Genomic DNA, 20,513 nt, shown 5'->3' with positions numbered 1-20,513 from the left:
GCCGGGACTCAGCTCCGCGCCGCGGCCTCCTGGGCGGCAAGCTCGGCCTGACGCCGGGTGAACAGCCGGACGCGCTGCTGGGTGAGCAGGATGCCCGCGAACACGATCACGGCGCCCACCGGTTCGTTCCAGGTCAGATGCTCGCCGAGGACGAGGATGCCGAGGGCCACCCCGACCACCGGCGTCACGTAGGTGACACCCGACGTCGCGGTCGGACCCCACGCGCGCAGCACGTTCATGTTCCAGATGTAGACGACGCCCGTCCCGAGGGCGCCGAGCGCCAGCAGGGAGAGCAGCACCGGCCAGCTGAACGTGATCGGGTGCCACGCCACCACGGGCGTCAGCAGGATCATGATGACCGCCGCCAACCCGATATTCATGAACGCGCTCGTCGTCGCGGACACCGCCCGCGGGCTGATGAACTTGCGGATGTAGCCGAAGCTGAACCCGTAGCACGTGACCGCCCCGAGGCAGGCGAGCTGGCCCCAGAGGCTGCCGGCCAGCGCATCCACCGCCCAGGGCCCGACCACCACGACGACACCGACGACACCGATCAGCACGCCGAGCACCTGGTCGCGGTTGAGCTTCTCGACCCGGAACGCGGCGGTGACGAGGATCGCCGTCGTGATCGGCGTGACGGCGTTGTAGATGCTCGCGAGGCTGGACGAGACGTACTGCTCGGCCCACGCGAACAGGAGGAACGGGATGACGCAGTAGGTGACTGCGACGACCGCGAAGTGAACCCAGACGATCGGCTCGCGCGGCAACCGCACGCGCATGATCAGCGCGATGACGCCCAGCGTCAGCGCCCCGAACACGAGCCGCGCCCACGCGACCTGCCCGAAGCTCACGCCCTCGAGCGCCACCTTCATGAAGAGGAAGCTGGCGCCCCACACGAGACCCATGGCGACGAACTGCAGAGCGACCTTCACCCTGTCGACGCTAGCGGGTGCCGCCGACCCGGCGCGCGCGGGAATCGGACACGGATGGATGAGATCCGGCCAGCCGGTATTTGGTAGCGTTCCCCGAGGGGGAACCATGTACAGAACGAACAGGCGCGTCCGCACCGCTGCGGCCGCGGGGATGCTCGTCGCGCTCGCTGTCGCACTGTCCGGCTGCGCGCTCTTCGACGGAGGCGCGCAGGCGAAGCCGGTGGCGCGGCACACTACGGCTCAGCCGAAGCCGACGCACTCCGCGTCGCCGACGCCGACGCCCAGCGCGACGCCGACGCCGACGACACCGCCGCCTCCGCCACCGACACTCACTCCGGTCCCGTCGGGCACCACCGTCGCCGAGGCGAGTGTCGCGTCGCCCAAGGGCAGCATCCACTTCCACTATCGGATCGTGTCGAACGGCGACAACACGTATTCGATCCAATACAGCGGCTTCACCTCGAGCGTCCCGGTACCTGTCTCTGTCACGTTGATCGACGTTCCGCCGCAGGTCGGGGACGGCCTCACCTGGCATGGCGTCGCCGACCACGCCCTCGGCGGACCTACGGCCGGCGCGGCCGCCGCCTCGTCGGTCCCGCTGGGCTACATCGGCAACCCGTCGTACCTCGGCGCCCTGGTGACCTACTCGTCCGTCGCGTCGCCCGACGGCGTGCCCGTCGAGCTCGGCCCGGACAAGGTGCTCGCGGTGAACACGGTCCGCTGGTCGATCCCCGAGCGGGCGACCAACGTCCATCCCGTCGACGGCGGTGCGCGTGCGGGTGCGGCAGGCAGTGTCCCGGAGACGACCCCCTCCGGCGCTCCCGCGCGCTATGTCGTTGCGGCCGGGGACACGTTCGACGGCGTCGCGCAGCGGTTCGGCATCACGTCGCAGGACCTGCTCTGGCTGAACCCGAGCGGTCGCGCGTACGACGGCAGCCTCAACCTGCTCGAGAATCAGTCGCTCAACCTCGATCCGCAAGCCCTCTGACCTGCGGTTTCACACCGCCGGCCTACCCCCATGCGACCGCGCGCGCCAGGATGGGAATACCTCGCCCCCTGTCGCGTTGTATGCGTTTGCATAGAAACGGCGAGAACAAACCTGAGGAGCCAGTCATGCAGTACGGAATCTTCTCCGTCAGCGACATCACCCGCGACCCCGTGTCCGGTGAGACGCCGAGCGAGGCGGAGCGCATCGACGCGATCGTGAAGATCGCGAAGCACGCGGAGGAGGTCGGGCTGGACGTCTTCGCCATCGGCGAGCACCACAACCCGCCGTTCTTCTCCTCGTCGCCCACCACCCTGCTGGCCCACATCGCCGCTCTCACCGAGCGGCTCACGGTCACCACATCCACCACCCTGATCACCACGAACGACCCGGTGCGCATCGCCGAGGAGTACGCGATGCTCCAGCACCTGTCGAAGGGCCGCATGGACCTCATGGTCGGGCGCGGGAACACCGGCCCGGTGTACCCGTGGTTCGGCCAGGACATCCGCCAGAGCCTGCCGCTCGCGCTCGAGAACTACAACCTCCTGCACCGCCTGTGGCGCGAGGACGTCGTCGACTGGGAGGGACGCTTCCGCACGCCGCTGCAGGGCTTCACCTCCACGCCGCGCCCCCTCGACGACGTGCCGCCGTTCGTCTGGCACGCCAGCATCCGCACCCCCGAGATCGCCGAGCAGGCCGCGTTCTACGGCAACGGGTTCTTCGCCAACAACATCTTCTGGCCGAAGGAGCACTTCCAGCGTCTGATCGCGTTCTACCGTGAGCGCTTCGAGCACTACGGCCACGGAACCGCGAAGGAGGCGATCGTCGGACTCGGCGGCCAGGCCTTCATCGCGAAAAACTCGCAGGACGCGAAGAACCAGTTCCGCCCCTACTTCAACGAGGCCCCGGTCTACGGCAACGGGCCGACGATGGAGGAGTTCACGGATGCGACCCCGCTGACCGTCGGCAGCCCGCAGGAGGTCATCGACAAGACGCTGACGTTCCGCGAGTGGGCGGGCGACTACCAGCGCCAGCTGTTCCTGATGGACCACGCCGGCCTGCCGCTCAAGACGGTCCTCGAGCAGCTGGACCTGCTCGGCGAGCACGTCATCCCCGTCCTCCGCAAGGAGACCGAGGCGCGCAAGGATCCGGAGACGCCGGACGCCCCCACCCACGCGTCCCTCGTGAAGGCGAAGTACGGCGACGCGGACCCGCGCCAGCCGCGCCCGAACGCGAACCGCGGCGACAACGTCACCGGCGCGTCCCCCTACCAGGACACCGACGAGCAGGTCGAGGTGAGCTACCCGGCGCTCTGACGCCCGGCGGCATCCACCGACCATCGATCGAGACAAGGACAGACCATGAACACATCAGACCTGCGGCCGTTCCGCGTCGTCGTGGTGAACGCGGGCGTCAGCGACCCGTCGTCCACCAAGATGCTCGCCGACCGCCTCGCCCTGCGCGTGGAGGCGGCCGCCCAGCGCGACGGCCGCACGGTTGAGACGCTCAACCTCGACCTGCGCGAGCTCCTGCCGGAGCTGGGCGCGGCCCTGGCGTCCGGGCACCTGGGGCCGAAGTTCACCAAGGCGATCGAGGCGCTGAAGTCGGCCGACGGCATCATCGCGACCGCCCCGGTGTACAAGGCGGGACCGAGCGGGCTGTTCACCTCGTTCTTCCAGGTGCTCGACAACGACCTGCTGATCGCCAAGCCGGTCGTGCTCGGCGCGACCGCGGGCACCGCCCGCCACGCGCTCGTCGTCGACGGCGAGATGCGGTCGCTGTTCGCGTTCCTCCGGACCATGACGACGCCGACCTCGGTGTCCGCATCGACCGAGGACTGGCAGGACAAGGCCCTCGGCAAGCGCATCGACCGCGCCGCCCGCGAACTGGTCGTGCTCATGGAGTCCGAGGTCGAGTCCAAGATCACGGACACGTCGTGGGACAGCTACCAGCACGAGTTCGGCTCGGCCGGCGGAAACGAGCTGGGCATCGACCTCGGCTCCGACCTCATGCGCCTCGCCGCGGGCGGGACGCTGCCCACCACCCGCTGACCGGCGACCGGCAGGCGCTCGCCCTCGCGGGCGGGCGCCTGTTCGCGTTCCAGCGCCGGGCGAGCCAGTAGGCGAGGTAGGCGCACGGCCATCCTGCGCACCGAGTTTCGGCTGCTGTGCCAAGCCGCCCGCTGCTGGCCGTGCGGAGGAACTATCGACTACCTGCTGCGCGACGGCTACGGCGCCTTCGAGCCGGACCACTACTTCCCCGTCAGCATCCACCCGCAGTACGGGGAATCTCCCGCGAACTTCCGCCCGTGCCACCGCAGCTGCAATCGCAGCCGGGGAGATGCGCACCACAGGCCGGCCTCGGCACCAGCTCGCGCGCATGCTAGTAGAAACAGCACAGCCCCCCGGACAACGTGTCCAGGGGACTGGCTGCGCGGTGACGGGCGGTCAGTCGAGACGCCGGTATCGCCCAACCCTGTACTTCTTATCGTGAGTGGCGATGACGATAAAGATCACACCAAACAGGCAGGCCAACCCCCCGAAAACATACGAAGCGGTGTTGTTGGCCGTGATGCCAAAGACGGTCACGCATGCTGCAAGACCAAGCCAAGCGAATCCGGTCCAGAGCCGTGGCAAACCAAACGACCACCTCATCCAACGGGGAAGGTCATGCGACTTACTCATTTTTCATCCTCGACAAGCAGTGATATTGGGCAGTCCCTGGGTAGCAACGTATCCGATCGCACCGGAAAGGAAGCGGACCAACCAGCCGGGACCATAGAGCGTTCCCAGCCCAACACCGATCGCAATGTAACAGTCGGGGGTGCCGAACGCTTTGGGGTTCGCGGGGGTCCCGTAGCCGGTAAGCGCGATGGTCTGGACCTTTGCGCCGTTGATGTACTTCTGCAGATACGAACCTTTGCATGTGTTGAGCGCGGTCCCCGGCTTAAGGAAGTAGCTGCTGCCGTTCTGAAGCACGCAGTTGTACGAGTACACACCGGTCGACGGGTCAGCGATGACGGGGAACGCTGTGTGCTCGCTGAACTCGATGACCTGGGTGAGGGTACTTCCGTGCACCTCGTAGCGGGTCGGCACCGGGCTGCCGTTGGCGTCCTTCGCCCACGCTTCACCGAAAACCCGCAGCGGCGACCCGTCCGCTGCGACAACCGCAACAGTACCGTTCGCATCCTGCGTGAGGGTCGCCCCCTGGGGAGCGCCGATCGGGTAGTCGTACCGTCTCGGAGCGTTGGCATTGTCGATCACCGTATTGATCTGCAGGGTTCCGTCGGCCTTGATGAGCGGGACGGTGGTCGAGCCGTTCTTGTTGTCGTACGCCACGACGCCGGGAAGCTGCGAGTCCGTCGCGTCGGACGCGTGCTGGGCAAACGGCAACCCGATCTGAACCGAGTCCCCGAGGGAGAGGCCGTCGGTCGGGTCAGCCGGGACCACAACCCTGCCGCCCTCGACGGTGGCAGCCGCGGCGGTGACGCTGTCCCTACTCGTCGCGGCAAGGCCGGAAAGCGACTCAGGCGCGACACCTTGGATCGCGGCCACCGCATCCACTGCGTTGACCTCCTCAGCGTCCAGCGCGGCGAACCCGGTCAGGCTTGCCGCGATAACGCAGACCCCGGCCAGCGTTGCGGCTGGCATCAGTACACGAAACTTCTTCATTGAGTCTTTCTCTTCGTTCAACACCGAACGAAATGAACTGGGGTTGTCCGTCACCCGGCAAACAGGAACGGTCGGCAGTTCACTACTCCTGGTCGGTTAGGCCTGTTACTCCTTTAGACGCAGCCAGCCTCAGTTCATGACGCCGAGCCGTGGACTTTTTTCAGCAACGCTCGACGCTGCGCGTGCTCAGCAGGGACTCACCGGTCGAAGGGGTGTTCAGATCGCGACCGAGGACTGGCAGGACAAGGCCCTCGGCAAGCGCATCGACCGCGCCGCCCGCGAACTGGTCGTGCTCATGGAGTCCGAGGTCGAGTCCAAGATCACGGACACGTCGTGGGACAGCTACCAGCACGAGTTCGGCTCGGCCGGCGGAAACGAGCTGGGCATCGACCTCGGCTCCGACCTCATGCGCCTCGCCGCGGGCGGGACGTTGCCGGGCACGCGCAAGTAGCGCAGCATGACGGAACGACGGGCCCCGGGCGACCGGGGCCCGTCGTCGTGTGCGGCCAGGCAAGGCTCAGATCGCGACAGCCGACCAGTCGATGACGGCGACGGGTACGCCGGTGCGTTCCAGGTCGTCCTTCAGCGACGTCCGGAACTGCTCGTGCCGACCCCACCAATTTCCGCCCCACACCAGCGATAGCGCACCGCCGACGCGCCCGGAGGTCGCCAGCGGGAGAAATCGACCGTCCACCGCCATCACCATCACGGCTCCGGACATGCGGAAATCCAGCCCGACCACCGAGATGTCGCTCCACGGGAGTTGGGAGATGCGACCGTCTTCCGAGATCAGGAAGAGGCAACGCCGACCGAGCACGAGCCGGCGGCGGGAGTAGGGCGAACCGCCCGCGAAGTAGACCGGACGCGCGATGCTCGGCCCCCGCATCCGTGCCCGCTTGTTGCGGTAGCCCGGATACTCGAGGCGGACTAGTTCAATACCCGCCGCCAGCACGAAAACGGCGACGATGATCGGCCGTTTCGCTGGGTTCGGAACGGCCGAAATGCCGACGATAATGCAGGCGGCCAACGCCATGAGAATGACCGCCGCGTCGCCGAGGCGCACGGCAATCGATGCGCGACGCAACGGCGAGCGCGCCCGCTCGACGGCGACGTCGAGCTCGTCGACCAACTTCCAGTCGTCCGTCAGAAGACGCACTGGGCGGTCGCTCTCGTCGAGCGTCGTGACGCGGAGCAGGGCTTCGTCCGTCGGCCGAAGCGTCGTCGCACCGCTCATGACTGGATGACGCCCCCCTGAGGCCGGCCCTCTGCACCCGAAACCCGCACCGACTCGACCTCACCCTAACGAGCGACCGGAGCCCGATCAACGTCCCGCACGGCCGCGTGCCTTTCCCCTCGCGAACACGCCGCCACGCCACCCGCCCTGCGGCTCGCGGCCGCGCGAGGCAGGGGCGATAGGGTCTGGGTAGAACAGGGAGGTCTTGGGGTTGGACATTCTCAGCGTGCTGCACACGATCGGCGTCGTCGTGTGCCTCGTCCTCGCGCTCACCGGGCTCATCCCGGTCGTCGCCGCGGCCGCGACCTTCGTCGTCATCCCCTTCCACGCCTGGATCAACCACTACAAGAAGGCCGCCCCCTACCTTCCGCGGGTCGCGATCGTCGTTCCGGCATGGAACGAGGGAGCGGTGATCGGCGCATCCATCGACCGGCTGATGAAACTGGACTACCCGCGCGACGCCCTGCGCATCTACGTGGTCGACGACGCGAGCACCGACGACACCCCCGAGGTCGTCCGGGGGCGCGCAGAGCTGTACCCGGGCAACGTCCACCTGCTCCGCCGGGAGCAGGGCGGCCAGGGCAAGGCGCACACGCTCAACCACGGCATCGCGAAGGTGCTGGAGGACGACTGGATGGAGGCGCTCCTCATCATGGACGCCGACGTCATCTACACCCCCGAGTCGCTGCGGCGCATGACCCGGCACCTGGCCGACCCCGACGTGGGCGCCGTGTCGGCGTACATCAGCGAGGGAAGCAGCGACCGCAACTACCTCACCAAGTTCATCAGCGTCGAGTACGTGCTCTCGCAGCCCGCCGCCCGCCGGGCGCAGAACGTGCTGGGCGCACAGGCGTGCCTCGCCGGCGGCGCGCAGCTGCACACCCGCGAGAACCTGCTCGCGATCGGCGGCCGCATCGACACGTCGTCGCTGGCGGAGGACACGATCACGACGTTCGAGACGCAGCTGCTCGGCAAGAAGGTCGTCTTCGAACCGCACGCGCACGTGCTCGCCGAGGAGCCCCGCGCTGTCGACGCCCTGTGGAAGCAGCGTCTCCGCTGGGCACGGGGCAACGTCACCGTCACCGCGCGGTACTCCAAGGTGTGGTTCCGCCCGTCCCGCCTCCACCACCTGGGCGGCATCAGCTTCGGCATCGTCTGGTTCAGCCTCTGGCTGCTCCCCCTCATCATGATCCTGTCGTCGATCGGGCTCGCCGGGCTTCTGTTCCTCCAGGACGGGGTCGCGACGACGGTGTTCCGCATCCTGTGGATCTCGGCCGCGCTCGCCTACCTCTTCGTCCTCATCCTCGGATCGCAGACCGACGGGAGGTCGACCAGACACGAGCTGGGTCACGTCCTGCTGTTCCCCGGCATCATCAACATGCTCGTGATGATCACCGCGCTCTTCCCGCCGGTCATGCTCGTGTGGCTGCCCGGGCTGTTCGGCGTGACGCTCAGCGAGCCGGCCCTGTTCACCATCACGCTCGCGATCTACATCTGGATCCCGTTCTCCATGGTCGTCGCCTGGCTCGCTCGCAAGGCGGAGAAGGTCCGCGCCGGCCGCTGGCTGTCGCCCGCGCTGATCTACCTGGCCGGATATGGCTCCCTGCTGTGCGCGATCACCTTCGACTCGTACCTCAAGGAGCTCGCGGGCGCGGAGGCACGCTGGGACAAGACGGAGAAGGTCGGCCGGGTCGCCGCAGGCTGACGTGGTACCGCGGGATGACATCCTCCGGATGACACGCCCGTGCAGCGATGGGCCTCCCGGCCGATGCCTGCTTTCCGTCCCGCGGCCAGGCTGGAGGCATGACCTCGGTTCCCGCTGCAGCGCCCCCGGCCATCGTCGCCACCGCGCTCACCAAGTCCTACGGCCCCTCCGTCGCGCTCGCCGGCGTCGACTTCCGGGTCACTCCCGGCGAGTCGGTCGCCATCATGGGCGCGTCCGGCTCGGGTAAGACCACCCTGCTTCACTGCCTGGCCGGCATCATCACGCCCGACAGCGGATCAGTGTCGCTGGCGACCGCGACCGGCCCGCTCGAGATCACGACGCTGGATGAGGCCGGTCGTTCGCGACTCCGGCGCGAAGCATTCGGGTTCGTGTTCCAGCAGGGGCTGCTCCTGCCCGAGCTCACGGCGATCGAGAACGTCGCCCTTCCCCTGATGCTGACCGGGACGGATCGCCGCGCCGCAGAGCAGACGGCCGCGATGTGGCTCGCCGCCCTCGGCCTCGCCGGGTACGAGACGCGCCGCATCGGCCAGCTCTCGGGCGGTCAGGCGCAGCGCGTGGCGATCGCCCGCGCACAGACCACCGGAGCCGCCGTCGTGTTCGCCGACGAGCCGACCGGCGCCCTCGACTCGCAGACGTCCGCCGAGGTGATGGATGCGCTCATCCGCTCGACGACGGACCGCGGCCGGTCGCTCGTCGTCGTCACGCACGACGAGACCGTCGCCGCACGGTGCTCGCGCGTCCTCCGCCTCGCCGACGGGCGCATCGTGGACGAGGTGAACGCCCGATGACGACCCTGCGGCTCGCGTGGCTCTTCGGCCGGCGCAGTGTCTCCGCCCGCTCCACCGTGATCCTGCCGGTCGTGGCCTTCGCCGTCGTGACGGCGCTGCTGCTGATCGTCGCGGGTGGAGCGCAAGCCTTCTTCTCGTGGACGGACGACATCGCGGGCCTCTACCAGGTGCTCGCGGTCATCGCCCTCTCCCTGCTCGTGGTGCCGCTCGTCGCGCTCGGCGGCTCCGCTGCGCGGCTCTCGGCGCGACGGAGGGACGACCGGCTGGCCAGCCTTCGGCTGCTCGGCGCGACGCCCGCGCTGGTGACCGCACTGACGGTCATCGAGTCGACCGTGCTCGCGCTCGTGGGGGCGATCACGGGTGCCCTGGTGGCGCTGCTCGTGTCGCCCCTGGTGGCGCTCATCCCGTTCCGCGGCGAGCCGCTCGGGATGTCCATCCTGCTGTCCCCGCTGTGGGTGGCGGTGGCCGTTGCCGGTATCGGGGCACTGGCCGCGGTGAGCGCCGTCGTCGGACTGCGCGGCGTCATCCTGTCTCCCCTCGGCGTGCGCACGCGGCAGCAGGCGCCACGGGTGCACTGGGTGCGCGTCCTGATCACGGTCGGAGTGGTGGCCGTCGTCGCCGTCGCCATGACCGCGCTGCGGGCGGTGGCCGACGTTGGGATCGTGATGGTCGTCCTCGCCATCGGGTTCGGTGGGAGCATCGCCGTTCTGAACCTCATCGGCCCGTGGGTCCTGCGGCTGGTCGCCTCCGGGCAGGCCCGCCGGGCGCGGACCGCTCGGCGCCTGCTGGCTGCTCGCGCGGTGCTCGAATCGCCGAAGGCCGCCTGGCGGCAGGTGTCCGGCGTCGCGATGACCAGCTTCATGGCCGTGGTCGCCGGCGTCGGCGTCGCCCTGATGGATGCGGCGGGCGACTCGGGCGACCCGCAGTCGCGACTGCTGGTCGCGGACATCCGCACCGGCGTGCTCATCACCGTCATCGCGTCGTTCCTGATGGTCGCGTGCTCGGCCGGCGTGAACCAGGCGGCCGCCATCCTCGACCGCCGCGACCTCTACGTGAGCCTCGACCGGATCGGGATGCCCGTCGCCGAGATGAACGCCGCGCGCAGCCGCGCCATCCTGTCGCCCCTGCGGGTGACCGCGATCGGGTCGGCCGTCACGGCGGCCGTCGTGGTGCTGCCGCTCACCGGGATGAGCCTCCTGCTGTCCCCGCTCACGCTGGTGACGGTGGCGGCGTGCCTCGCCGCCGGTGTGCTGCTCGTGTGGGCGGCCCTGCGGGCCACGCGGCCGGTTCTCACGCGGGTGCTCGCGGAGCCATCCCCCAGTCTGTGACCCAGTAGGGTCGAAGCATGCCCGAAAACAGCGACGTGGCGGCTGCGCTTGAGCAGCTGCACAGCATCCGGCAGAGCATCGACAACATCGACGCCGCGGTCATCCACATGCTCGCGGAGCGATTCAAGTTCACGCAGCAGGTGGGTGCGCTGAAGGCCGAGCACGGGCTCCCGGCGGCCGACCCGGAGCGCGAGAAGGAGCAGATCCAGCGTCTCCGCGCACTGGCCGAGGAGAGTCACCTCGACCCCGCGTTCGCGGAGAAGTTCCTCACATTCATCATCGCGGAGGTCATCCACCACCACGAGCGCATCGCCGGCGAGAACGGCAGATAGCGCATGGGCTGGGACGCATCCGCCCTGCCGGACGCCCACGGACGCACGGTCGTCATCACCGGTGCGAACGCGGGCGTCGGCTACTTCACCGGGGAGCAGCTGGCGGCGGCCGGCGCCCGGGTGGTGCTCGGCTGCCGCGACCCGGAGCGCGCGGAGGCGGCGGTGTCGGCCATCCGCCGCCGCGTGCCCGGTGCCCGCGTCGAGGCGGCGCCGCTGGATGTGACGGACCGGCGGTCGATCGACGCGGCGGCGGACGCCCTCCTCGCCTACGAGCGGGTGGATGCGCTGGTGCTGAACGCGGGGATCGTCCACCCGCCGCGTACCCGGCAGACCGACGAGTACGGCAACGAGCTGGTGCTGGCCACGAATGTGCTCGGACACTTCCGTCTGGTCGCCCGCAGCATCCCGGCTCTGCAGCGGACCCCCGGATCGCGCATCGTCACGCTGGGTTCGCTGGCGTCGCGGCTCGGCCGCGTGCGTGTCGACGACCTCCAGCTGGAGCGCTCGTACACCGCGTGGTGGGCCTACGCGGGCTCGAAGATCGCGGCGCAGGTGTTCGGGTTCGAGCTCGATCGTCGGCTGCGCGCGGCAGGGTCGGACGTGCAGAGCATCGTGGTGCATCCCGGCTACTCGACCTCGGGGCGGACACCCGGAATCCGCGGCGTCAACCAGCCGTCACGGCTGAAGCGGTTCGCCGACAACCTGCAGGCGGCGTGGACGCAGGGCAAAGACGAGGGCGCGCACGCGCCGGTCCGCGCGGTGCTCGACCCGTCGATCGCCGGCGGCGACTACCTCGGGCCCGCGCTGTGGACGAAGGGCGCACCGGTGCACGCGCCGGCGACCAGAGCATCCCGTTCGCCGCGCCTCGGCGCTGCCCTCTGGCCGCTCTTCGAGCGAGCCGCCGAGCAGCCCTTCCCCCTCTGAGCCGCTTCCGCCCCCGTCGAGTCCGCGAACTTTGCACACTTCGGAGCCCCCGAGCGTGCAAAATTTGTGGACTCGACGGTGGGGGTTGGGCGTCAGTCGAAGGGGACGATCGAGAGGAGGCGGTGCGTGGACGGCACTCGGGCGCGTAGCGCATCCCGAGCGGCGGCGTAGTCAGCGCCCTCCGCCTCGATCTCCTCGATGGCGGCCTCGCGGATGATCGCCTTCGCGATCACACGACCGCCGCGGGGCATGGCGTTGTGCACCTGCAGCAGGTCGAACCCCTCGGGGACCTGCTCCTCGATGAGCGCACGGGCCGACTGCGCGTCGTCCGCCTCCGCCGTCAGCTCCTGCGTCTCGCTGCTCTGGATGAGACCGCGCACCTTCATGCCTCAACGCTAGCCGACCGCGGACCTGCCGCTGTCACGGCCCGCCCGATACGGTGAAGGGATGGACTACCTCACCCAGCCCATCGATCCGACCTCCGAGAACGACCTCGCGGCGGGCGGACTCCGCCTGACCCTCGTCGACACCTCCGACCCTGCCGCGTTCGACGGCTGGATCCGCGCCGACTTCCGCGGTTTCCACAGCGAACGTCCGAAGGACGAGGTGCTGGAGGAGGCGCGCGGCTACCTGGGCCGCCGCCGCACCACCGGCGTCTACGACGACGCCATCCCCTCCCGGGAGCCGGTCGGCACCGTGAACTCCTGGGTCGCACCGCTCACCGTCCCGGGCGGCCAGCGCGTCGGCGCCTGGGCGATCAGCTCGGTCACCGTCGCGCCCACCCACCGCCGGCGCGGCATCGCCCGTGCACTGCTGGGCGGGGAGCTGCGCGCGGCACATGCTCTCGGCGTGCCGCTTGCCATCCTCACCGTTTCCGAGTCGGTCATCTACGGGCGATGGGGATTCGGCCCCGCGACGTTCGCTACCGCCTGGAACGTGGACACCAAGCGCGTGCGCTGGGCGGGCGGCGAGACGCCGGGCCGCCTGTCGTTCACCGACCCGGAGGAGTATCGCGAGACCGGCGAGCGCGTGCTCGACGCCGTGATGGCCGGCCGACCCGGCGAGATCGGGCTGGAGCCGTACCTGGCCCACCGCCTGATCGGTCCGCTCAAGGGCAGCCCCGACGCCGACAAGTACCGCCTCGTGCGCTACGACTCCCCGTCGGGCGAGCCCGAGGGCTTCGTCTCGTACGTGGTCAAGGGCGACGACGACTTCACGCGCCACACCGTCGAGGTGAACCACCTGGCGGCCGCGACGGATGAGGCACTCACCGCCCTCTGGCGCTACCTGCTCGACCTCGACCTGGTCGCCACGGTGAAGGTGTGGACCCGCGGGGTCGACGAGCCCCTTCCCGCCCTGGTCTCCGACATCCGCGGCGCGCGGGTCACCGACCTCGAGGACCACCTCTGGGTGCGCATCCTTGACGTCCCCGCAGCACTGCAGGCGCGGACGTACGAACGCGACGGCTCCCTCGTCCTCGACGTGACGGACGACCTGGGCCTCGCCGCCGGCCGCTTCCGGCTCACCGTGACGGACGGACGCGCCGAGGTCGCCCCCACCGACGACGCGGCCGATGTCACCCTGCCGGTCGCGTCCCTCGGCAGCGTCTACCTCGGGCACGGCCTGGCACGCGGGCTCGGTCTGGCGGGTCGCATCCAGGGCGACGTGGATGCGCTGGACCGCCTCTTCCGCACGGCCGTCCCGCCGCGGTTGAGCACCTGGTTCTGACGGGCGTCGCCGCCCGCGCCTGACTCAGTCGATCAGGTCGTGGCGCACCACGATCTGGTCGCGGGCCGGGCCGACGCCGATCGCGGAGATGCGGGCGCCCGAGAGGCGCTCCAGGGCGAGCACGTAGTCCTGCGCGTTCTTCGGGAGGTCCTCGAACGTGCGGGCGCCGCTGATGTCCTCGGTCCAGCCGGGGAACTCCTCGTAGATCGGCTTCGCGTGGTGGAAGTCGCTCTGCGAGGCGGGCACCTCGTCGTGGCGCACGCCGTCGACGTCGTAGGCGACGGCGACCGGGATGCGGTCGATGCCGGTGAGCGTGTCCAGCTTGGTGAGCACGAAGTCGGTCACCCCGTTGACGCGCGCGGTGTAGCGGGCGACGGGGGCGTCGTACCAGCCGGTGCGGCGCGGACGGCCCGTGGTGGTGCCGAACTCGAAGCCGCGCTCGCGCAGGAACTCGCCCCACTCGTCGAACAGCTCGGTCGGGAACGGACCGGCGCCGACGCGCGTGGTGTACGCCTTGACGATGCCGATGACGCGGTCGATCCGGTTGGGGCCGATGCCCGAGCCGGTCGCAGCGCCGCCGGCGGTGGAGTTGGAGGAGGTGACGAACGGGTAGGTGCCGTGATCGACATCCAGCATCGTCGCCTGGCCGCCCTCGAAGAGCACGTACTTGCCCTCCTCCAGCGCCTGGTTGAGCAGGAGGGAGCTGTCGACGACCATCGGGCGCAGGCGCTCGGCGTACTCGAGCAGCTGCTCGACGACCTCGTCGACCGTGATCGCGCGGCGGTTGTAGACCTTCACCAGCAGGTGATTCTTCTGGTCGAGGGCGCCCTCGACCTTCTGCCGCAGGATGTTCTCGTCGAAGATGTCCTGGATGCGGATGCCGACGCGGTTGATCTTGTCCGCGTACGTCGGGCCGATGCCGCGACCGGTGGTGCCGATCTGCCGCTTGCCGAGGAAGCGCTCCGTCACCTTGTCGATGGTGCGGTGGTACGAGGTGATCACGTGCGCGTTCGAGCTGACCTTGAGGCGGGAGACGTCGACGCCGCGGGCGATCAGGGCGTCGAGCTCCTCGAACAGCACCTCGATGTCGACGACGACACCGTTCGCGATGACGGGCGTGACACCCTCGGTCAGGATGCCGGAGGGGAGGAGGTGCAGGGCGTACTTCTCGTCGCCGACGACGACGGTGTGCCCGGCGTTGTTGCCGCCGTTGAACTTGACGACGTAGTCGATCCGGCTGCCGAGGACGTCGGTCGCCTTGCCTTTGCCTTCGTCACCCCACTGGGCGCCGATGATCACGATCGCGGGCACGTTTCACGTCCTCTCGGTGGTTGGAACACGTCGGCGCCACGCGGACGACCGTCGCACTCGATCCTATCGCGACCCGTAAAGTTGCACACAACTGTGCAAGAAGGGCGTACACTGGATGCATGCCCACCCCTTCCACCCGCGCACCGCGACGCGACGCCACGGCGAACCGCGAGGCCATCCTCGGAGCCGCCGCCATCGCCCTCAATGAGGACATCGACGCGTCGCTCGAGAACATCGCCGCACGCGCCGGCCTCAGCCGCCGCGCCGTCTACGGGCACTTCGCCACCCGCGACGAACTGCTGGTCGAGGTGTTCACCCGCGGCGCACGTCGGCTCGCCGCCCTGCTCGACCCGGTGTCGCATCCCGACCCCCTCGTCGAGATCGCGCTGTTCGGCGCGACCCTCTGGGCCGAGGTCGAGCATGTCCGCGTCAGCGCGGCGCTGGCCGTTCGCGGCCCGCACCGCGAGATGGTCGGCACGGCCCTCGACCCCGCGCGCGAGCGCCTCCGCGACACCGTCCGGCGCGGGATGGAGTCGGGCCGCATCCGCACCGACCTCGACCGCGAGACCACAACGCGCCTGATCGAGAACGCCGCCGTTTCGGTGCTCGACGAGGCCACCCGCGCCCGCCTCAGCCCCGAAGCCGGCCACCGCCTGGTCATGCTGGCGGGGCTCGGCGCCGCCGGGATGGGCTGGCGCGAGGCGGGCGAGCTGATCGCGTCCACCCCTGAGCTGGCCTTCACGCCCGCTGAGACGAACGACGGAGGTGCGCAGCGATGAAGGTCGTGCTCGATCAGGTCACCAAGGGAGCGGCCCTCCCGCCGACGTCCGCGACGTTCGAGACCGGCCGCGCGTTCCTCGCCCGCGCCGAGACCGAACAGCGGCCGACCGTCCTGGGGCTGATCGCCTCCGGGCGGATGCGGCCGGACGCCGGCAGCGTCACGATCGACGGCAGCACCGATTACGCCGCGATGCGCCGGCGGATCGCGCTCATCGACGCCCCCGACGTCTCCGAGCCGGCCTCCGACGTGACCGTCGCCGGCATCGTCGCCGAGGAGCTGATGTTCGCCGGGCGGGCGTCGCATCCCGTCGCGGTGTCCCGCTGCCTGAAGGAGCTCGGCGCCTCCGAGTGGGCGCGCTCCTCGATCGGCACCGTGCCGCCGACCGTGCGCATCCGGCTGATGGCCGAGCTCGCGCTGCTCCGGAAGGGTGTGGATGCGCTGGTCATCGTCTCCCCCGACCGGCACGGAGGCGACCCGGTCGAATGGTGGCGGTTCGCCCGCGAGCTGGCCGGCCGCGACATCGCCGTGCTCATCGTCGCCGGCGACGCCTCCGCCGCGGCCATCGCCGCCGCCTCGTTGGTCTCCCGAATAGACGAGACCGGCCCCGACACCTTTGACGAAGACCCCGGCCAGGATGACACCGACGATCTCCCGGACCTGATCGTGACCCAGCCGAATGAAGAAGGCGCATGAAGATCCCGCAGATGATCGCGGCGGAGTTCCGCCGTCTCACCGCCAGCCCGATGTCGATCGTGGCGCTCATCGCACTGATGTGCGTTCCCGTCCTCTACGGGGGCCTCTACCTGTGGGCCAACCAGAACCCGTACGCGAACCTGGACCGCATCCCGGCGGCCATCGTTGTGGATGACGCGGGCACGACCGTCGACGGCAAGACCGTCAACTACGGCGACGACGTGGCCGACCAGCTCATCGAGGACGGCTCGTTCCAGTGGCACCGCGTCGAGAAGAACTCCGCCGCGAGCGGGGTCGACGACTCGAAGTACGACTTCAGCATCACCTTCCCGAAGGACTTCTCGTCTGCACTGGCCTCCGCCTCCGGCACCAGCCCGCATCGCGCGGTCGTCACGCTGACGACCAACGACACCAACAGCTACCTCGCCTCCACGATCGGCACGCAGGCGGCGGAGAAGATCCGCACGTCGATCGTCAAGCAGGTGAACGAGCAGGCGGCCAAGCAGTTCCTCGTCGGGCTCGCCGACATCCGCTCCAACCTGGTCACGGCCGTCGACGGCGCGAACCAGCTGGTCGACGGCAGCGCTACGGCGCAGTCGGGAGCCTCGCAGCTGGCGGACGGCACGTCACAGCTCGCCTCCGGCTCTCAGGAGCTGGCGAGCAAGCTCGGAGAGCTGGCGTCCGGCGCCCAGCAGGTGAGCGACGGCGCGGCCCAGGTGGCCGCAGGCAACCAGCAGCTCGCCGCGAAGGCGAACGAGGCGGGCGCCGCGGCAGCCCAGATCGCCGCGGAAGCGCCCGCCGCCCAGCAGGACCTCCTGAACCGGCTGACCGCAGCAGGGGCCACGGAGGCGCAGCTCGCCGAGGTGAAGGCAGTGCTCGGCGACCTCGACACGAAGGTGCAATCCGGCAACGCGCAGATCCAGGGCGCCGTCGGTCAGATCAACCAGCTCTCCGCGGGCGCCGACCAGGTGGCCGGCGGGGCGTCGCAGGTCGCGTCCGGCTCGCAGCAGGCCGCGTCCGGCGCCTCCCAGCTGGCCTCCGGCGCTTCGACCGCCGCGAGTGGGGCCGCTCAGCTGCGCGACGGGCTGACGACCCTCCACGACGGCACAACGCAGTTGCGCGACGGGCTGAAGCAGGGCGTCGACCGCATCCCGGACAACTCCCCGAGCCTGCAGAAGAAGCAGGCATCCACCATCGCCGACCCGGTGAACCTGAAGAACGACTCGATCACCTCCGCGGGCACGTACGGTGCCGGCCTCGCGCCGTTCTTCGTCGCCCTGGCCGCGTGGATCGGCATCTACGCGCTGTTCCTCATCGTCAAGCCCGTGTCGCGCCGCGCGATCACCGCGCTGCACTCGCCCGTCAAGATCACCCTCGCGGGCTGGCTCACCCCTGGCCTCCTCGGGGCGATCCAGATGATCGGGCTGTTCGCGATCGTCTCCGGCGCGCTCGGGTTCCGCATCGACAACCCGGTCGGGATGTACGGGCTGATGGGTCTGGCATCCGTCACGTTCGCGGCGATCATCCTCGCGCTCAATGTCTGGCTCGGCAGCGTCGGGCAGTTCCTCGGACTCGTGCTGATGGTGCTCCAGCTCGTCACCGCGGGCGGCACGTTCCCCTGGCAGACCCTCCCCGGCCCGCTGGCGTCGCTGCACCACGTGCTGCCGATGTCGTACGCGGTCGACGGCATCCGGCAGCTGATGTACGGCGGCAACCCGGCGACGGCCTGGGCGGACGCGGGAGTGCTCGCGCTGTGGATGCTGATCGCGCTGCTCATCGCGGCGATCGGCGTGACGCGGATGACGCACTTCCGGACGCTGCGCGACCTGCGCCCGTCGCTCATCGGGTAGGCGGCTCGGAGCGGGCTCGCGTACCTCTGGTGGTCGGGCCGCCGCCCGCACTAGGGTGGCGGCAGACAGCACCCGCAACCGAGGAGGACGACATGGCCGATCTCGAAGTCCAGGCAGCCATCGCGCAAGCCCGGCAGGCGGCGAGCGCCGCCAGCTACGACATCCAGAAGCTGCCGGAGGACTCGATCGAGCGCCAGGCGCTGCACAACCTGGTGACGGCGGTCGACTCCATCATCGAAGCGCTCGACACCGAGTGACGTGACGGTGCCCGCGCGGCGGCGCAGGCGACGGCGTCCGGCGACGGTGGCCGGCGCTAGGGTGGCGGCGTGACCGATACGCTGCGCATCCTCCACCTCTCCGACACGCATCTGTACGGCGACGGCCGGCTGCACTACGGCATCGTGGACACGCTGGCCGCGCTCGATCGCGTGCTGGCGCGTGCGTCGTCGCTCGAGGCGGTCGACCTCATCGTCGCGTCGGGAGACCTGTCCGACGACGGCTCGGCCGCGTCGTACCGGAAGCTGAAGGCGACGCTCGAGCCGTGGGCGGCCGAGCGCGGTGCGGCCGTCGTCTACGCGATGGGCAACCACGACCTCCCCGAGGGGTTCGAGGAGGTGCTCGGCGCGCGCGAGACGGAGACGACGGTGCGCGGCTTCCGTGTGGTGACCGTCGACACCAGCGTGCCGCTCGCCGGGTACGGCCGCGTCGAGGAGGCACAGCTCGACCGCCTCCGCGACCTGCTCGCCACGCCGTCCGAGAGCGGGACCATCGTCGTCCTCCATCACCCGCCCGTGACGCCGACGACCGTGCTGTTCGAGTCGCTGCGGCTCGTCGACTCCCAGCCCCTGCTCGACACGCTCAGCGAAGGGGATGTGCGGCTCATCCTGGCGGGGCACTACCACCACGGCCTCCTCACGGAGGCGGGGCCGGCGGGCATCCCCGTCGTCGTCGCGCCGGCGGTCGCGAACACGACCGATGTGCTCTGGCCGGCGCCGCGGGAGCGTGCCGTGCGGGGCGCGGGCTTCGCGTGGGTGCAGCTGCCCGACGACGGCCCGATCCGGGCGCATCTCGTGTCCGCGCCCGCGCCGGACGACGGCGAGACGGTGTACGACCTGGATGCGGCCGCAATCAGGCGCATCGCTGACGACGCCGGATGGCGCCGGTGACGCCCGCCGGCTACTCGGGCACACCGCTCTGGAAGAAGCTCGGGCTGAAAGCCGGGATGCGCGTGAGCGTTCTCCACGCCGATCCGGGCTGGAGCATCCCGCTCGACGGTGCACCCGAGGTCGACTGGACCGACGAGGCGCCGAGCGGACTCATCCTCGCGTTCTACCGGGAGGCGGCGGTGTTCCTCAGCGAACTCGACGAGCTGGGGGAACGCATCCGCCCCGACGGGATGGTGTGGGCGGCCTGGCCGCGCAAAGCCGCCGGGCATGTCAGCGACATCACGGAGAACCTCATCCGCGACGCCGCGCTCGAGCGCGGGCTCGTCGATGTGAAAGTGGCGGCGGTGGACGAGGACTGGTCGGGGCTCAAGCTCGTCTGGCGGCGGATCAACCGCTAGTCGAAAGCGACGTGCTGGCGGATCCACCCGTGCATGGCGACGGCCGCGGCCGCCGACGCGTTGATGGAGCGCGTCGAGCCGAACTGAGAGATCTCGACCACCGCGTCCGCCGCGGCCAGGGCGTCCGGCGACAGACCCGGACCCTCCTGACCGAACAGCAGGACGCACTCCCGCGGAAACGCGAACGTCTCGATCCGGACCGACCCCGGAACGTTGTCGATCGCGATCACGGGAAGGCCCTCGCCGCGCGCCCACTCCACGAAAGCGGCGACATCGTCGTGGTGCACGACGTGCTGGTAGCGGTCGGTGACCATGGCGCCGCGCTTGTTCCAGCGGCGGCGGCCGATGATGTGGACGGTGTCCGCGGCGAAGGCGTTGGCGCTCCGCACGATCGAGCCGATGTTCATGTCGTGCTGCCAGTTCTCGATGGCCACATGGAACGGGTGGCGGTGCTCGTCGAGGTCGGCGACGATCGCCTCCATCGTCCAGTACCGGTAGCGGTCGATCACGTTACGGGTGTCGCCGTGGCGAAGCAGTTCGGCGTCGTAACGCGGGTCGTCGGGCCATTCGCCCTGCCACGGACCGACACCGTTGGTCGTCAGCTCGTGCGTCGGGTTCGCCGTCTCATCCACAGGTTCAGCGTATCCACCGCGGCCGCCCGCCTCA

Annotated in this window: 22 protein-coding genes; 16 read left to right on the top strand and 6 right to left on the bottom strand. The window is 69.8% G+C overall.

The features are described from left to right. Positions 1–8 precede the first annotated feature (8 nt). Positions 9–932: a DMT family transporter gene (locus tag H284_RS0113045; protein ID WP_020076601.1), complete on the bottom strand. Its 924-nt coding sequence runs from the start codon at positions 930–932 to the stop codon at positions 9–11. A gap of 106 nt (positions 933–1,038) precedes the next feature. Here H284_RS0113045 and H284_RS0113040 point away from each other — a divergent pair, with 106 nt between their 5' ends. The 3 genes from H284_RS0113040 (at position 1,039) to H284_RS0113030 (ending at position 3,968) form a co-directional block, all read left to right on the top strand. Continuing rightward, positions 1,039–1,920, top strand: coding sequence for a LysM peptidoglycan-binding domain-containing protein (locus tag H284_RS0113040; RefSeq protein ID WP_231371218.1), 882 nt, complete (start codon positions 1,039–1,041; stop codon positions 1,918–1,920). Between the two features lie 125 nt (positions 1,921–2,045). Then, positions 2,046–3,233, top strand: coding sequence for an LLM class flavin-dependent oxidoreductase (locus tag H284_RS0113035; RefSeq protein ID WP_018192380.1), 1,188 nt, complete (start codon positions 2,046–2,048; stop codon positions 3,231–3,233). 45 nt (positions 3,234–3,278) lie between these two features. Then, positions 3,279–3,968: a CE1759 family FMN reductase gene (locus H284_RS0113030; protein ID WP_020076599.1), complete on the top strand. Its 690-nt coding sequence runs from the start codon at positions 3,279–3,281 to the stop codon at positions 3,966–3,968. Positions 3,969–4,604: 636 nt separating this feature from the next. On the opposite strand, the gene H284_RS0113025 is transcribed toward H284_RS0113030, so the two are convergent. Continuing rightward, entirely contained in the window at positions 4,605–5,588 is a 984-nt protein-coding gene (locus H284_RS0113025) for a hypothetical protein (protein ID WP_231371217.1), read from the bottom strand. A gap of 136 nt (positions 5,589–5,724) precedes the next feature. On the opposite strand from H284_RS0113025, the gene H284_RS20255 reads away from it, so the two are divergent. After that, positions 5,725–6,039, top strand: coding sequence for a hypothetical protein (locus H284_RS20255; protein ID WP_020076598.1), 315 nt, complete (start codon positions 5,725–5,727; stop codon positions 6,037–6,039). Positions 6,040–6,105: 66 nt separating this feature from the next. Here H284_RS20255 and H284_RS0113015 read toward each other — a convergent pair whose 3' ends face one another. After that, positions 6,106–6,822: a hypothetical protein gene (locus H284_RS0113015; protein WP_020076597.1), complete on the bottom strand. Its 717-nt coding sequence runs from the start codon at positions 6,820–6,822 to the stop codon at positions 6,106–6,108. Positions 6,823–7,048: 226 nt separating this feature from the next. Here H284_RS0113015 and H284_RS0113010 point away from each other — a divergent pair, with 226 nt between their 5' ends. The 5 genes from H284_RS0113010 (at position 7,049) to H284_RS0112990 (ending at position 11,920) form a co-directional block, all read left to right on the top strand. Beyond that, on the top strand, positions 7,049–8,527 hold the full coding sequence (locus H284_RS0113010) for a glycosyltransferase (protein WP_020076596.1): 1,479 nt from the start codon (positions 7,049–7,051) through the stop codon (positions 8,525–8,527). A gap of 98 nt (positions 8,528–8,625) precedes the next feature. Continuing rightward, on the top strand, positions 8,626–9,336 hold the full coding sequence (locus H284_RS0113005; RefSeq protein WP_020076595.1) for an ABC transporter ATP-binding protein: 711 nt from the start codon (positions 8,626–8,628) through the stop codon (positions 9,334–9,336). Continuing rightward, positions 9,333–10,664: an FtsX-like permease family protein gene (locus tag H284_RS0113000; protein WP_020076594.1), complete on the top strand. Its 1,332-nt coding sequence runs from the start codon at positions 9,333–9,335 to the stop codon at positions 10,662–10,664. Before H284_RS0113005 ends, H284_RS0113000 begins: the two co-directional genes overlap by 4 nt. A 17-nt stretch (positions 10,665–10,681) precedes the next feature. After that, positions 10,682–10,996, top strand: coding sequence for a chorismate mutase (locus tag H284_RS0112995; RefSeq protein ID WP_018192386.1), 315 nt, complete (start codon positions 10,682–10,684; stop codon positions 10,994–10,996). 3 nt (positions 10,997–10,999) lie between these two features. Next, entirely contained in the window at positions 11,000–11,920 is a 921-nt protein-coding gene (locus H284_RS0112990) for an SDR family NAD(P)-dependent oxidoreductase (RefSeq protein WP_020076593.1), read from the top strand. A 92-nt stretch (positions 11,921–12,012) separates the two neighbouring features. Here the strand turns inward: H284_RS0112990 and H284_RS0112985 are convergent, their stop codons facing one another. Further along, positions 12,013–12,306, bottom strand: a complete 294-nt coding sequence (locus tag H284_RS0112985; protein WP_018192388.1) for a hypothetical protein — start codon at positions 12,304–12,306, stop codon at positions 12,013–12,015. Between the two features lie 61 nt (positions 12,307–12,367). Between H284_RS0112985 and H284_RS0112980 the strand changes: the two genes are divergently transcribed. Next, positions 12,368–13,648 (top strand): GNAT family N-acetyltransferase, encoded by a 1,281-nt coding sequence (locus H284_RS0112980; protein WP_020076592.1) that lies wholly within the window; start codon positions 12,368–12,370, stop codon positions 13,646–13,648. A gap of 24 nt (positions 13,649–13,672) precedes the next feature. Here the strand turns inward: H284_RS0112980 and H284_RS0112975 are convergent, their stop codons facing one another. After that, on the bottom strand, positions 13,673–14,959 hold the full coding sequence (locus H284_RS0112975) for an adenylosuccinate synthase (protein ID WP_018192391.1): 1,287 nt from the start codon (positions 14,957–14,959) through the stop codon (positions 13,673–13,675). Between the two features lie 119 nt (positions 14,960–15,078). Between H284_RS0112975 and H284_RS0112970 the strand changes: the two genes are divergently transcribed. The 6 genes from H284_RS0112970 (at position 15,079) to H284_RS0112945 (ending at position 19,847) form a co-directional block, all read left to right on the top strand. Then, positions 15,079–15,738 (top strand): TetR/AcrR family transcriptional regulator, encoded by a 660-nt coding sequence (locus H284_RS0112970; protein ID WP_020076591.1) that lies wholly within the window; start codon positions 15,079–15,081, stop codon positions 15,736–15,738. Continuing rightward, positions 15,735–16,433 carry a hypothetical protein gene (locus H284_RS0112965; protein ID WP_020076590.1) on the top strand — a complete coding sequence of 233 codons (699 nt, stop codon included), beginning with the start codon at positions 15,735–15,737 and terminating at the stop codon, positions 16,431–16,433. Before H284_RS0112970 ends, H284_RS0112965 begins: the two co-directional genes overlap by 4 nt. Next, positions 16,430–18,283: a YhgE/Pip domain-containing protein gene (locus H284_RS0112960; RefSeq protein ID WP_020076589.1), complete on the top strand. Its 1,854-nt coding sequence runs from the start codon at positions 16,430–16,432 to the stop codon at positions 18,281–18,283. Before H284_RS0112965 ends, H284_RS0112960 begins: the two co-directional genes overlap by 4 nt. A 92-nt stretch (positions 18,284–18,375) precedes the next feature. Then, positions 18,376–18,540, top strand: coding sequence for a hypothetical protein (locus H284_RS21065; RefSeq protein ID WP_018192395.1), 165 nt, complete (start codon positions 18,376–18,378; stop codon positions 18,538–18,540). A gap of 69 nt (positions 18,541–18,609) precedes the next feature. After that, positions 18,610–19,449, top strand: coding sequence for a metallophosphoesterase family protein (locus H284_RS0112950; protein WP_020076588.1), 840 nt, complete (start codon positions 18,610–18,612; stop codon positions 19,447–19,449). After that, positions 19,437–19,847: a DUF3052 family protein gene (locus H284_RS0112945; RefSeq protein ID WP_020076587.1), complete on the top strand. Its 411-nt coding sequence runs from the start codon at positions 19,437–19,439 to the stop codon at positions 19,845–19,847. The genes H284_RS0112950 and H284_RS0112945 overlap by 13 nt, the downstream gene beginning before the upstream one ends. On the opposite strand, the gene H284_RS0112940 is transcribed toward H284_RS0112945, so the two are convergent. Continuing rightward, on the bottom strand, positions 19,844–20,479 hold the full coding sequence (locus H284_RS0112940) for a TrmH family RNA methyltransferase (RefSeq protein WP_020076586.1): 636 nt from the start codon (positions 20,477–20,479) through the stop codon (positions 19,844–19,846). The two genes, H284_RS0112945 and H284_RS0112940, sit on opposite strands and share 4 nt — an antisense overlap. Between the last annotated feature and the right edge of the window lie 34 nt (positions 20,480–20,513).

This window comes from Cryocola sp. 340MFSha3.1 (assembly GCF_000383315.1).
In the GTDB taxonomy this organism is placed as follows: domain Bacteria; phylum Actinomycetota; class Actinomycetes; order Actinomycetales; family Microbacteriaceae; genus Leifsonia.
This window is presented reverse-complemented; position numbering and strand designations above follow the sequence as displayed.